The organism is Candidatus Pantoea floridensis (genome assembly GCF_900215435.1).
In the GTDB taxonomy this organism is placed as follows: Bacteria; Pseudomonadota; Gammaproteobacteria; order Enterobacterales; family Enterobacteriaceae; genus Pantoea; species Pantoea floridensis.
In genome coordinates, this window is sequence record NZ_OCMY01000001.1 from 2,967,011 (window position 1) to 2,980,559 (window position 13,549).

The 13,549-nt window shown below is 55.7% G+C and carries 14 protein-coding genes; 4 read left to right on the forward strand and 10 right to left on the reverse strand.

What is annotated here, in order from left to right:
• Positions 1-6: 6 nt before the first annotated feature.
• The 4 genes from nrdE to CRO19_RS13855 all read right to left on the reverse strand — a co-directional run bounded on the left by nrdE (position 7) and on the right by CRO19_RS13855 (position 3,698).
• Positions 7-2,145 (reverse strand): class 1b ribonucleoside-diphosphate reductase subunit alpha, encoded by a 2,139-nt coding sequence (gene nrdE / locus CRO19_RS13840; protein ID WP_097096335.1) that lies wholly within the window; start codon positions 2,143-2,145, stop codon positions 7-9.
• The gene (gene nrdI, locus CRO19_RS13845) at positions 2,124-2,528 is read right to left on the reverse strand and encodes a class Ib ribonucleoside-diphosphate reductase assembly flavoprotein NrdI (RefSeq protein WP_097096336.1); all 405 of its coding nucleotides are present in this window, start codon (positions 2,526-2,528) and stop codon (positions 2,124-2,126) included. Before nrdI ends, nrdE begins: the two co-directional genes overlap by 22 nt.
• Before the next feature lie 4 nt (positions 2,529-2,532).
• Complete coding sequence (gene nrdH, locus CRO19_RS13850; RefSeq protein WP_097096337.1) at positions 2,533-2,775, reverse strand: glutaredoxin-like protein NrdH; 243 nt, start codon at positions 2,773-2,775, stop codon at positions 2,533-2,535.
• A 602-nt stretch (positions 2,776-3,377) separates the two neighbouring features.
• Complete coding sequence (locus tag CRO19_RS13855; RefSeq protein WP_097096338.1) at positions 3,378-3,698, reverse strand: DUF883 family protein; 321 nt, start codon at positions 3,696-3,698, stop codon at positions 3,378-3,380.
• 150 nt (positions 3,699-3,848) lie between these two features.
• Between CRO19_RS13855 and CRO19_RS13860 the strand changes: the two genes are divergently transcribed.
• From CRO19_RS13860 to CRO19_RS13875, 4 genes are all read left to right on the forward strand, one after another.
• On the forward strand, positions 3,849-4,187 hold the full coding sequence (locus tag CRO19_RS13860; protein ID WP_007886422.1) for a DUF2002 family protein: 339 nt from the start codon (positions 3,849-3,851) through the stop codon (positions 4,185-4,187).
• 134 nt (positions 4,188-4,321) lie between these two features.
• A complete protein-coding gene (gene mmuP, locus CRO19_RS13865) occupies positions 4,322-5,737 on the forward strand; it encodes an S-methylmethionine permease (protein WP_097096339.1) in 1,416 nt (471 codons plus the stop codon).
• Positions 5,727-6,659 (forward strand): homocysteine S-methyltransferase, encoded by a 933-nt coding sequence (mmuM, locus tag CRO19_RS13870; RefSeq protein WP_097096340.1) that lies wholly within the window; start codon positions 5,727-5,729, stop codon positions 6,657-6,659. The genes mmuP and mmuM overlap by 11 nt, the downstream gene beginning before the upstream one ends.
• An 87-nt stretch (positions 6,660-6,746) precedes the next feature.
• Positions 6,747-7,166: a hypothetical protein gene (locus CRO19_RS13875; RefSeq protein WP_097096341.1), complete on the forward strand. Its 420-nt coding sequence runs from the start codon at positions 6,747-6,749 to the stop codon at positions 7,164-7,166.
• An 83-nt stretch (positions 7,167-7,249) separates the two neighbouring features.
• Here the strand turns inward: CRO19_RS13875 and speG are convergent, their stop codons facing one another.
• From speG to CRO19_RS13905, 6 genes are read right to left on the reverse strand one after another with little or no spacing between them, the layout of a single operon-like run.
• Positions 7,250-7,795, reverse strand: coding sequence for a spermidine N1-acetyltransferase (gene speG, locus CRO19_RS13880; RefSeq protein ID WP_007886431.1), 546 nt, complete (start codon positions 7,793-7,795; stop codon positions 7,250-7,252).
• Positions 7,792-8,484 (reverse strand): ABC transporter ATP-binding protein, encoded by a 693-nt coding sequence (locus CRO19_RS13885; protein WP_097096342.1) that lies wholly within the window; start codon positions 8,482-8,484, stop codon positions 7,792-7,794. Before CRO19_RS13885 ends, speG begins: the two co-directional genes overlap by 4 nt.
• The gene (locus CRO19_RS13890; RefSeq protein ID WP_097096343.1) at positions 8,477-9,310 is read right to left on the reverse strand and encodes an ABC transporter ATP-binding protein; all 834 of its coding nucleotides are present in this window, start codon (positions 9,308-9,310) and stop codon (positions 8,477-8,479) included. Before CRO19_RS13890 ends, CRO19_RS13885 begins: the two co-directional genes overlap by 8 nt.
• Entirely contained in the window at positions 9,300-10,157 is an 858-nt protein-coding gene (locus tag CRO19_RS13895) for an ABC transporter permease (protein WP_008101592.1), read from the reverse strand. Before CRO19_RS13895 ends, CRO19_RS13890 begins: the two co-directional genes overlap by 11 nt.
• Positions 10,154-11,206, reverse strand: coding sequence for an ABC transporter permease (locus CRO19_RS13900; protein ID WP_097096344.1), 1,053 nt, complete (start codon positions 11,204-11,206; stop codon positions 10,154-10,156). The genes CRO19_RS13895 and CRO19_RS13900 overlap by 4 nt, the downstream gene beginning before the upstream one ends.
• Positions 11,206-12,774, reverse strand: coding sequence for an ABC transporter substrate-binding protein (locus CRO19_RS13905; protein ID WP_097096345.1), 1,569 nt, complete (start codon positions 12,772-12,774; stop codon positions 11,206-11,208). The genes CRO19_RS13900 and CRO19_RS13905 overlap by 1 nt, the downstream gene beginning before the upstream one ends.
• Positions 12,775-13,549: the final 775 nt, after the last annotated feature.

Sequence of the window (13,549 nt, forward strand, 5' to 3'; positions counted from 1 at the left end):
TTTTTATCACAGTGAGCAGGAGACGCAGCCCTGCACCTCGGTGCCTTGAAGCGCCATCTGGCGCAGACGAATGTAATAGAGCGTTTTGATACCTTTCTTCCACGCGTAAATCTGCGCTTTGTTGATATCGCGCGTAGTCACGTCATCGCGGAAGAACAGGGTTAATGACAAGCCTTGATCGACGTGCTGCGTGGCTTCGGCGTAGGTATCAATAATCGCTTCCGGACCAATCGAGTACGCATCCTGATAAAGGTCGAGATTGTCGTTGGTCATAAACGGTGCCGGATAATAGACGCGGCCGGTTTTGCCCTCTTTACGAATCTCAATGCGCGACACGATCGGGTGAATGCTTGAAGTGGCGTGGTTGATGTACGAGATCGAACCGGTTGGCGGGATCGCCTGCAGGTTCTGGTTGTATAACCCATGCTGCATTACCGCTTCGCGCAGCGCTCGCCAATCAGCCTGCGTCGGCAGGGCAATCCCGGCATCGGCAAACAGTTGTGCCACACGCGCGGTGCGTGGCTGCCAGGCTTGCTCGACATACTTATCGAAATATTTGCCATTGGCGTATTGCGACTCGGCGAAACCATCGAAACTCTTCTGCTGTTCCTGCGCCAGCAGATTCGAGGTGCGCACGGCGTAATAGGTGACGCAGTAGAAGTAGAGATTGGTGAAATCCAGCGCTTCTTCTGAACCGTACGCCATACCTTCACGCGCCAGATAACCGTGCAAGTTCATCTGACCAAGGCCAATCGCATGGGAACGACGATTACCTTCCGCTACCGATGGCACCGAGTTAATTTCACTCATTTCAGAGACGGCGGTCAGCGCGCGCACCGCGGTTTCCACGGTTTGTGCCAGATTACGTGAATCCATGGCATGCGCAATGTTGAGCGAGCCGAGGTTGCAGGAGATATCCTTGCCGACGCGGCGATAGCTGAGATCGTCATAGAACTCGCTGGCGCTGTTGACCTGCAAAATTTCGGAACACAGGTTGCTCATGTTGATGCGGCCGGCAATCGGATTGCTGCGGTTAACGCTATCCTCGAACATGATGTACGGATAGCCCGATTCAAACTGAATCTCCGCCAGCGTCTGGAAGAAATCGCGGGGTTTAATGAACGTCTTGGTGATGCGATCGTCTGCCAGCATTTCGTCATAAAGCTCGCTGATGCTGATATCACCAAACGCCTTGCCGTAAATACGCTCAACATCGTACGGCGAGAACAGCGCCATATCGCGATTCTCTTTCGCCAGCTGGAAAGTGATATCCGGGATCACCACGCCAAGCGACAGGGTTTTGATACGAATTTTCTCGTCAGCGTTTTCGCGTTTGGTATCGAGGAAGCGGAAAATGTCCGGATGGTGGGCATTCAGCCACACCGCGCCCGCGCCCTGACGCGCACCAAGCTGGTTAGCGTAGGAAAACGCGTCTTCCAGCATTTTCATTACCGGAATCACGCCGGACGATTGGTTTTCAATACGCTTAATCGGCGCACCGGATTCACGCAGGTTTGAGAGCAAGAACGCCACGCCGCCGCCGCGTTTGGACAGCTGCAACGCGGAATTCACCGCGCGTCCAATCGATTCCATATTGTCTTCGATGCGCAGCAGGAAGCAGGAGACCAGCTCGCCGCGCTGCTGTTTACCGCAGTTGAGGAAAGTTGGCGTAGCGGGCTGGAAGCGGCCGCTAAGCATCTCCGCCAGTAACTCGCGCGCTAAGCTTTCATTGCCACGAGCCAGCGTCAGCGCCACCATGCAGGCGCGCTGTTCAAAACTTTCCAGATAGCGTTTGCCGTCGAATGTTTTCAGCGTGTAGCTGGTGTAAAACTTCCATGCACCAAGGAAGGTGTGAAAACGGAAACCCGCTGCGTCCGCTTCGTCGTGCAGCTGGCACAGGAAATGGAAAGCGTACTGATTCAGCACGTCGGCTTCGTAGTAGCCTTCGGCCACCAGATAGCGCAGGCGCTCGCCTGGCGAGGCGAACTGCACGGTGTTGGGCTGCACATGTTGCAGGAAGAACTGGCGCGTGGCTTCGTGATCTTTGCTGAACTGGATGCGGCTATCGGCATCATACAGGTTCAGCATCGCGTTGAGCGCGTGATAGTCCAGCTGCGTGCTGTTCAGGGTGTCTGTCGTTGCCAAAATTGGGTCACTCCCGCTTTTACATTAGCGATATCGTCGGGGGTTCCCATTAGCTCAAAGCGGTAGAGATAGGGAACCTGACATTTCTGCGCAATGATGTCGCCCGCCAGGCAATAGCCTTCACCAAAGTTGCGGTTACCGGCAGCAATCACCCCGCGGATCCCGCGTCGGTTGGCATCATCATTGAGGAATTGAATCACTTGTCTGGGCACTGCGCCGCGCGAACTGCCGCCGCCGTAGCTCGGCACCACTAAAATATAGGGCTGTTCAATATGCAGGTGCTGCGTGCCGTCAACCGGAATGCGGCGGGCGGGCAGGCCCAGACGAGTAATGAATCGGTGCGTGTTTTCCGACTGGCTAGAAAAGTACACCAGTGGAAACATGGCCTTATCCCCCGACTGTCGCGAGCTGGCGCAGACCGGCGATTTTATCGGGGCGGAAGCCACTCCAGTGATCGTCCTGCGTCATCACCACGGGCACCTGGCGATAGCCGAGAGATTTGAGGTTGTCGATAGCTTCAGGTTGGGTATCAAGGTTGATCAGCTGGTAATCGATACCTTTGCGGTCCATGGCATTTTTTGTCGCATTGCACTGGACACAGTTGTCTTTGGTGTAAATAATAATGCGCATGATTCGTATTTCCCTTTGATTGCGGTCAGATTGCGAGATACGAAGCAAAATCCGGTTTGCATCGAACTTCGTCCTTGACGACATTTGGTAGCTGGTTGATGAGTTAGATACTAGATGTAGTGCTCTTTAGGGTCAAGCCCACCAGATATAGGGTTTTGTTATTTTGATCTTCAGATAATCGCTAAGTCCAGAGATCATGCGCCTTCCAGGCCGGAAAAATTTTTTGTAAAGGGAATGAGGTGGGAGATTAGGTCGGATTTTGTGCGATTGGGCCCTCACCCTAACCCTCTCCCGCAAGCGGGCGAGGGGATAGTTAGGTGGTACTCAATAGTTTTTTTACGAAGCGCGATCGGCCCTTTCTCCCGCAAGCGGGCGAGGGGATAGTTAGGTGGTACTCAATAGTTTTTTTACGAAGCGCGATCGGCCCTTTCTCCCGCAAGCGGGCGAGGGGATAGTTAGGTGGTACTCAATAGTTATTTACGGAGCGCGATCGGCCCCTTCTCCCGCTTGCGGGAGAAGGTTGGGATGAGGGAAAGCGCGCACAGATCGCACCCACAAAAAAGCCCCGCACGAGGCGAGGCTATTTACCTGCACTGGCAAGCTTATCGGCGAGAAGACACCAACAGCGCGCCGAGCACCAGACCGACCGCAGCACCCACACCAACGCCGTGCCACGGTTTGTCATGTACATAGGCATCAACCTGCGTACCCGCATCACGTGCCGCTTGTGACACGCGACTCTGTCCGCCGCTCAGTTTGGCACGCGTCTGTTTCAGCAACGCCTGCGCCTGGCTGCGTGCATTATCAACCTCATCTTTAGCTTCACTGCCATAAGATTTAAGTAACGCCTCTAGCGAATCGGCCAGTTCGTTTACATCCTGATTGATATCAATGTCATCGTTTTTTGCGCTTCGATTAAACATTTTTTAGCTCCCTTTGATTTAAAACGTAATACTGAGTGTAGACGAAGCGTGACTAAACGCAGGGATGTGCCAGGCTTTAGGGAAAATTCCGAATGCCCATGCCATCCTGCTGTTGTAAGGTTGCGGGGCTGTGAGAAGAGAGGAGCAAGCATGTATTTACGACCCGATGAGGTAGCACGCGTACTAGAGAAAGCGGGCTTCGAAATGGATACCCAGACGCCAAAGATTTACGGTTATCGTCGCGGCGAAAACTATGTCTACGTCAATCGTGAAGCGCGTATGGGACGTACTGCGTTGATTATTCACCCTACGCTGAAAGAGAAAAGCCACGGCTTTGCTGAACCGGCGTCGGAAATGAAAACCTGCGATCACTACACCCAATTCCCGCTCTATTTAATGGGCGATTCGCAGGAGCATTACGGCATTCCGCACGGCTTCAGCTCGCGCGTGGCGCTTGAGCGTTATCTGCAGGGCGTTTTCGGCGCCTGATGCTGCGCCCCGTATTCGCGGGGCCACACACCTTTCCCCTAAATCCTTACCTTCTGCCACGTTGCAAATCGTCACGCCGACGCGTATAACCCTGTGTCCATATAGATGTTCAGACGTCCATACGGATAATATTGATGCAAACTCAGGATCTCCCTCCACAGGAAAACTTTAAGCGCACCATGAAGGTACGGCATCTGGTCATGCTGTCGCTGGGCGGTGTGATTGGTACCGGATTGTTTTTCAATACCGGTTACATCATTTCAACTACCGGCGCTGCCGGTACCTTGCTGGCCTATCTAATTGGCGCGCTGGTGGTATGGCTGGTGATGGTGTGCCTCGGCGAATTGGCGGTGGTGATGCCGGAAACCGGCGCGTTCCACGTCTATGCTGCACGTTATCTCAGCCCGGCAACCGGTTATACCGTCGCCTGGCTGTATTGGCTGACCTGGACGGTTGCGCTGGGATCCAGCCTGACTGCCGCCGGCTTTTGTATGCAGTACTGGTTCCCGAGCGTGCCGGTATGGCTGTGGTGCTTGGTGTTCTGTAGCGCCATTTACCTGTTAAATATCGTCTCGACGCGTTTCTTTGCCGAAGGCGAATTTTGGTTCTCCATCATAAAAGTGGTTACCATCATCGCCTTTATTATCCTTGGCGCGGGCGCGATCTTCGGTTTTATTCCGATGAAAGATGGCAGCGCGGCGCCGGGATTACACAATCTCACCGCATCAGGCTGGCTGCCGCACGGCACCTTGCCGATTCTGATGACCATGGTGGCGGTGAACTTCGCTTTCTCCGGCACGGAATTGATCGGTATCGCCGCCGGTGAAACCGAACAGCCACAAAAAGCGCTGCCGCTGGCGATCCGTACCACGGTTGCACGCTTGATCATCTTCTTTATCGGCACGGTGTTCGTGCTGGCGGCGCTGATCCCGATGGATCAGGCGGGCATTGTCAAAAGTCCGTTTGTGCTGGTATTTGAAAAGATCGGCATCCCTTACGCGGCGGATATCTTTAACTTTGTGATCCTGACTGCCATCCTGTCAGCGGCTAACTCCGGCTTGTACGCTTCCGGCCGCATGCTGTGGTCGCTGGCCAATGAGAACACCTTGCCGCGCTGTTTTGCGCGCGTGAACCGTCGTGGCATTCCGGTGCTGGCGTTAACGGTAAGCATGCTGGGCGGGCTGCTGGCGCTATTCTCAAGCGTGATTGCGGCGGACACGGTGTTTGTCGCACTGTCGGCGATTGCGGGTTTTGCCGTGGTGGCAGTGTGGTTGAGTATTTGCGCCTCGCATTATGTGTTTCGTCGTCGCCATCTGCAGGCGGGCGGCACATTGCAACAGCTTGCCTATCGCGCGCCGCTTTATCCGCTCACGCCGATTCTCGGTTTCCTGTTGTGCTTGTTAGCATGTGTCGGTTTAGCGTTCGATCCGTCGCAGCGTATTGCGCTATGGTGCGGCATTCCCTTTGTGCTGTTCTGCTATGCTGCCTACCATGTCACGCAACGACGTAAATCATCTCTTAAGGCTGAGGAGGCCAACGATGCCGCGTAATCCCATCGCCCAGGCACTAACCCACACTGACACGCTGATTCTGGATGGTGCGCTGGCCACCGAACTGGAGGCGCGCGGCTGCAATCTGGCCGATGCGCTGTGGTCGGCCAAAGTGCTGATGGAACATCCTGAGCTGATTTATCAGGTGCATCACGATTATTTTGCCGCAGGTGCGCACGTGGCAATCACCGCCAGCTATCAGGCCACGCCGCAGGGGTTTGCCGCGCGTGGATTAGATGAAGCGCAGGCGCTGGCCCTGATCAAACAAAGCGTGCAGCTGGCGCAGCGTGCGCGCGACGACTATCGCGCATCATCTGCCAGCACCGCACCGCTGTTGGTGGCCGGTTCTGTCGGGCCGTACGGTGCGTTTCTGGCCAATGGCGCCGAGTATCGCGGTGATTACGCGCTGCCGGAAGAGGAGATGAAAGCGTTCCATCGTCCACGCGTAAAGGCGTTGCTGGAGGCGGGTGTTGATCTGCTGGCGTGTGAAACGCTGCCGTCGTTTGCCGAAGCGCAGGCGCTGATAAGCTTGCTGGCCGAGTTCCCTGACAGTTGCGCATGGTTCTCCTTTACCCTGCGCGATGCTGAGCACATCAGCGATGGAACGCCGCTGAGCCAAGTGGCCGAGCTGGTGAATGGCGCGCCGCAGGTGCTAGCAATTGGCATCAACTGCGTGGCGCTGGAGAGCGTAACGCCAGCCCTGCGCAACTTGCAGGCGCAGAGCGATAAGCCACTGCTGGTTTATCCGAACTCCGGTGAGCAGTACGATGCCAGCAGCAAAACCTGGCACTCGGCACCGTCGGGTTGCACGCTGCACGACAAATTCGCCGAATGGCAGCAGGCCGGCGCACGTCTGATTGGCGGCTGCTGCCGCACCACACCGCAGGATATCGCGGCGATTGCCGCCTGTTGTCAACCGTAATAAAGCGCAGAAAAGCATCAGTACTAGCGCGATTAAGCACAGAAGGGCGGGGTAAACTCTCCTTTCTGATGCTGAAGCGGACCTGCTATGAACCTGCGACACCTTTTTCCTGCCTGTGCGCTGCTGTTGAGCGGTTGCGCCACCATTGTCGGCACTGAAACGCAACCGGTAAAAATTGACTCTGTGCCGCAAGGCGCACGTTTCACCGTGCAGGATGAGACCGGCCGCGCGGTAGCGCAGGGGTATACGCCACAAACCGTCGAGCTGGCAAAATCCACCGGTAACTACTTTGGCAAGAAGCACTATCAGGTGATGCTGGAGAGTCCGGGCTACGTGCCGGTAACGCTGCCGATCGAGGCCAACGCGAATCTGTGGTATTTGATCGGCAATATCCCGCTGCTGGGCTTCCCCGGCTGGCTGCTGGTCGATCCTTTCTATGGCGGCATGTACGATCTCAAACCTGAACATCCGCAGCCGAAGCTGAACGTAGTAGGCGCGCGCGGCTGATATTCAGGTGCGCATGAATGCGCACCCTACGAAAATCCGGCTGCATTAACGTAGGGTCGCCGTTCATGGCGACCAAATCGTCATCACTGCGCGGTAGGTTTCACCATCGCCGTGGCGGGTTTATGCTGCGCCAGATATTGCTGCTGGAAAATGCACATGCGGATAGTATTGCGGTACTCGCCATTAATGAAAAATTCGTGCTTCAGCACGCCTTCCACTTCAAAGCCGAGCTTGGTGTAGATGTGAATCGCCTTCTTATTCTCCTGATCAACAATCAGATAAAGTTTGTAGAGATTCAGCACCGAAAAGCCGTAATCCATGGCTAACTTTGCCGCTTTGGTGGCTAAGCCTTTGCCCTGATGGGAAGGATCGATAATGATCTGAAATTCAGCGCGGCGATGCACGTGATTAATCTCGACCAACTCCACCAACCCGGCTTTGTGTCCATCATGCTCCACCACAAAGCGACGCTCGGTTTGGTCATGGATATGTTTGTCATACAGATCGGAAAGCTCGACAAACGCTTCATACGGTTCTTCAAACCAGTAACGCATCACGCTGGCGTTGTTATCTAATTGGTGCACAAAGCGTAAATCTTCCCGCTCCAGCGGACGTAACTTAACCGTCATACGGTGTTCCTTGTGGTTGAATGTTGCTCCACAATGCGGCCCTGCGCCATACGCGCCGCGCGATCGCACATGTGATCGATCACGTCGGGATCGTGGCTGACCAGCACCATGGTTAACCCATCTTTCTGTTTCAGATCGTTGAGCAGGTTGAGGATCTCGGCCTGCACTGACATATCCAGCGCCGAAGTCGGCTCATCCAGCAGCAGGATCTTCGGCTCCAGCAGCAGGGCACGTACAATGGCTACGCGCTGACGCTGGCCGCCCGAAAGCTGATGCGGATAACGATCCGCCAAGGCCGGATCCAACCCGACATGGCGGAAACCGGCGTTAATACGATCGTCAATATTATCACGCTTCAGCATTTTCAGCGGCTCTGCCAGGGTGCGGCGCAGACGATGACGTGGATGCAGCGAGGCATAGGGATCCTGAAATACCATCTGCACATCGCGGCGCAGCTGTCCGGTAAACGCTTTGCCCGGTTGCACGGCGGTGTTTGCCAGCGACATGCTGCCGCTCCAGTGCGGATTCAATCCGGCCAGCACCCACAGCAGCGACGACTTGCCGCAGCCCGACGGACCGACCAGACCAAAGCATTCCCCCGCGGCCACCTGCAGCGACACATCGTGCACTACGGTGCGCAGCTCGTAACCTTGCTTGTGCGACACGCTCAGGTTGGCTAACTCAATCATAATTTCTCTCCAGCGCGGCACGGTCCAGCACCGGTAAACGTTCGCCGTGCGTGGCTTTGCTCGGACGACAGGCCCACAACGTGCTGGTGTAAGGATGGCTGGCGTTAGACAGCTCGGACGCCGGTAAGGTATCCAGCACCCGGCCCTGATACATCACCATCACGCGTTCGCAGTGTTCGGCAACCTGTTGCAGATCGTGGCTGATCAGCAGCAAACCCATATTGCGCTGTTCTACTAAACGGCGAATCAGCGCCAGCACCTGATCGCGCATAGCATGATCGAGCGCCGACGTCGGTTCATCAGCAATCAGCAATTCGGGATCGGTAATCAGGGCGATCGCCAGCATCACGCGTTGTCCCATGCCGCCAGAGAGTTGATGCGGATAGCGCTTCATTAACTGACGCGGATCGGGCAAGCCGACCGCATCGAGCATTTCACACACTTTCTCTTTGCGCTCGGCGCGGCTCAATTTGTGGTGCAGCACCAGCGGCTCTTCCACCTGCCAGCCAATGGTACGCGTGGGATTGAGCGCGTATTTTGGATCCTGCATCACCATCGCCACTTTACTGCCGCGTAGCTGGATCCAGTCGCGCTCGCGCAGGCTCAATGCATCGGTGCCGACAATCTGCAAACGGTCGGCCTGCAGCTGCAGCGAAGGCGACAGCAAGCCCATTAGCGTGCGGGCGGTCAGCGATTTACCGGAACCGGATTCCCCCACTAGCGCAACGCGTTCGCGGCCAATTTGAAAGCCGATATTGTCAACCAGCAGCGCATCATCGCTGCGGATCGTCAGGCCTTGTACATCAATTAACAGGTCATTTGGCATGGCGAGTATCCAGTCGATCGCGCAGGCCATCGCCTGTCAGGTTAAACGCCAGGCTGGCGAACAGAATGGCTCCGCCGGGTGCGGCGGCAACCCACCATTGGTCGAAAATCACTTTACTGCCTTCGGCCACCATCGAACCCCATTCGGCGGTTGGCGGTTGCACGCCCATGCCGAGAAAGCCCAATCCGGCGGCAGACAAAATAATACCGCCGAGGCTCAGCGCGGCGCGTACCACCGCCGTTGGCATACACAGCGGCAGAATGTGGCCAAACATCAGGCGCAAGCCGGTGATGCCCTGCATCCGCGCGGCCGCAAGATAATCACTGCGGCGCAGCGCCAGCGTTTCGGCACGCGCCTGACGCGCGAACGGCGGCCAGCTGGTGAGCGCCAGCGCCAGCGCGCCATTCATCAAACCCGGGCCGAGCATGGCGACCAGCGCCAGCGCGATCACCAGATTCGGCAGCGACAGGAAGATATCGGTGATGCGCATTAATACGCGTTCGGTCCAGCCGCCCACGTAACCGGCAGTGATGCCGACCAGCAGGCCAACCGGAATGGTCAGCACCAGAATCAGCGACACCAGCAGCAACGTCGGGCGCGCACCATAAATCACGCGCGACAGCAAATCGCGGCCAAAGCCATCGGTGCCAAACCAGTGCAGCGCCGACGGCGCTTGTAAACGCTGGGAGATGATCTGCGCATTGGGATCAAACGGCGCCAGCAAGGGGGCGAACAGCGCCATCGCCACCACAATCAGCACCAGCGTCAGGCCGATAGTGAGCGAGGTCACGCGGGCGCGCCGGCGGCGCGGGCGCAGCGTTTCCAGTTCAGAGAGTTGTTGAGTCATCGGGTTCTCGGATCGGTTAACCAGGTCAGGGCGTCGGCCAGCGCGTTGAGCAGAATGAAGCAGCTGCCAATCAGCAAGGTCGAGCCGAGAATCGCCGGTACATCAGAGGAAAACAGCGCGTTAGTCATATAACGACCGACGCCCGGCCAGGCAAATACCGTTTCGGTCAATACCGAACCTTCCAGCAGCGTGGCGTAGGAGAGGGCGATAACGGTAATCAGCGTGCCCAGCACGTTAGGGAAAATATGGCGCAGCAGGATGCGGCTGCGGCTGGCGCCTTTGGCGCGCGCCAGTACCACATACTCTTTGTTGCTCTCTTCCAGCAGCGCAGCGCGCAGCAGGCGCGTAATGCCCGCCATCGCCAGCAGACCAAGAATCACCACCGGCAGCCACAGGTGGGCAATCGCATTACGGAACATTTCGGGATCGCCGGACATCCAACTATCAATCAGCACAAAGCCGGTTTTCGGCTCCAACGTATAGATCCAGATGTCGTCGAGCTGGCCCGGTCCGGCCGACCAGTGCAGCACGGCGTAAAACAGCAGCAACCCCAGCAAACCGAGCCAGAACACCGGCACAGAATAGCCGAGTAGCGAAACAAAACGCGCGATGTTGTCAATAATGCTGCCCGGTTTCCATGCCGCCAGCAGCGCTAAGGCAATGCCGAACACCGCGGCAAAAATCATCGCGCAGGTCGCCAATTCGATGGTGGCCGGGAACGTGCGCATCAGGTCGGCGCTGACCGGTTGATTGGTGAGATGTGATAAGCCGAGGTCGCCGCGCGCCAGATGGCTGATATAGCGCCAGAACTGCACCAGCACCGGCTGATCGAGCCCGAGATCGTGGCGTACCTGCGCATAGGTGGCCTCGCTGGCGTGATCGCCGGCGATCTGCTGCACCGGATCGACAGGCGACAGATGCGATAGCATAAAAGTGAACGCTAACAAACCGATCAGCGTCACCAGCAGAGAAAGCAGGCTGGTGACGAGGTGGCTAACGCGTTGCCAGAGCGGCCGGGCGAACCCGGCCTGTGAAGCTGACACTGCCATTACTTAGAAACCTGCGAGTAATACACCATGTCTGGGTTGATGCCCTGCACATAGCCTTGCAGATTGTCGCGCAGCGCAATCAGGTTTTTTGCCTGCAAGCCAATCACATACGGCGAGTTTTTCAGCACTTCACGCTGCATCGCCTGATACAGCTCAACGCGCTTATTGGTATCGCTCTCGGCGGTGGCGGCCAGGGTTTGCTTGTTCAGCTCTGGAATGTGCCAGTCCGAACGGTACGCCACGGTTTTACTGCCATCTTCCGGGTTGTAAGCGAAGGAGGCGGCGTTGGTGTTCGGATCGAAATAGTCCGCGCCCCAGGCGTTCAAAGTGGCTTGATATTTGTGCGCTTTCACGCGGGTAGAGACTTCCGAACTCAGGCCCGGCTGCACTTCCACTTTCACACCACCTTTAGCGAAGCTGCCCTGCAACGCCTGTGCGATATCGAGATAAGGCGGCTGGTTGCTGGTGGAGAGCGTAAAGCTGACGTTGGTCAGGCCGGCTTTCTTCAGAATCGCTTTGGCTTTCTCAGGATCGTAGCTGTATGGCGTGTCGTTAATTGCACCGAGGAAACCTTTCGGCAGGAAAGTTTGGTGCACGTCGAACTGGCCTTTCAGCAGGTCGTTGGCGATGCCTTTATAATCGAACAGGTAACGTGCCGCTTCCCACAGTGCCGGGTTCTTCAACACCGGGTTATCGCCGGTATTGAACTGAATGTAATAGAGCGACGCCATAGGAATGGCTTCGGTCTTCACGCCCGCTTTGCCTTTTAATGAGGCAATCTGGTCGGCACCAAGGTTACGTGCGATATCCACATCACCCTGTTCCAGCAGCAGGCGACGCGCAGCCGGTTCCGGCACGTTTTTGATCAGGATATTTTTCAGCTTCGGTGCGCCCGCTGGAGAGGTTGGGTTCGCCGCCAGCAGAATCGCTTCATGCAGCACCACTTTGCGAATCTGATACGGGCCGCTGCCGGCCGAATGGGTGCCGAGCCAGGCGTGGCCAAAGTCGCCGTTTTTCGCATTCGCCTGCGCGGTTTTCTCATCCACAATTGAGGAGACTGGCGCAGACAGCAGGCTCAGTACATAGGCCGGGCTGACGTTGGCGCTCCAGCTAATCTGTACATGATTGTCATCGACCTTTTTCAGGAAGGTATCAACATTGTCTTTATTCCAGCCGAGCTGGGTAAGAATAAAGGAGGGATCGAGGTTCAGTTTAACTACGCGACCGAGTGAGAAGATGACGTCTTCCGGACGCAGCGGGTTGCCGCTGGCGAACTGTGCGCCTTTGCGCAGTTCAAACGTCAGGCTGCGATTATCATCGCCGGCTTTCCAGGAGGTGGCCAGCGTTGGCTGCAAATCGGTGGGATTAGTGGGATCGGACTGAACCAGACGTTGATAGATGTTAGTGAACGCTTGCACCGTCGTGAGCTCAAAGCCCTGGGCGGGATCGAAGCTATCGGCATCATCCGTTGACTGCGCAATAACCAGAGTATCTTTTGGTGTTGCTGCCTGAACCGAGAAGGCGGCCGCCAGCGATAGCGCCAGCAGTGAGGGAATGATTTTTTTCATGTTGTTTCCTTGCCTTAAAAAGTAACGCGAGTTTACGAGAGCGCGGCAGTGAAGAATAGTCAATTTGAGGCTATGCATATGCATTAATGGTCTAAGTCGTGTGGTTCAGTTATAAGGCTTGTTCTAGACCTAAAGCTGTTTGCCCGGTGCGCATAAATGCGCACCCTACGAAAAACAAATTTCCTTGTAGGGTCGCCATTAATGGCGACCGGAATAGTTAATATCAACTCAACTACAACGGAATTTAAATGAGTGTTGAGTTACAGATAATTAACTTTACTTCGCCTTTGCCAGGAATATAATAGCCGCAATTTCAAAGCAGGAGAATTCAGTTGGACAGTCACCCTTTTAGATGGCAACACAAGGCAAGCTGACGCGCGAATTCTTTTGTCGCTGCTTGCCACTATGGCGGGCAGCAATCCTCCTCTTTCTGATGATTGTTCCCTCTGATACGACACTGTAGCGGGCTAAAGCCCGTGGGAATAGCATCATGCACATGATTTTAAACGCACTTTTCCCTCCGCCTCGATGCGCGCGCTGAATCTCAGCGTGCTAAATTTCCCTGCGCACGAGTCAGGTTGTTACTGACTTATTGCGTGGTGTTTTCCATCGTCATTAATAATGACTCGTTATTTAACGAGGACGTCGATCCGCCATTAATTTCCGGGAGGTGATATGGAAATTCCCGACAGGTTATTTTTAATTTAACAACGCTTAAGCGTTAATTTAATTCCCCCTTTATGTGTGCCCGGCACGCAGGGATATTTATTGCCGT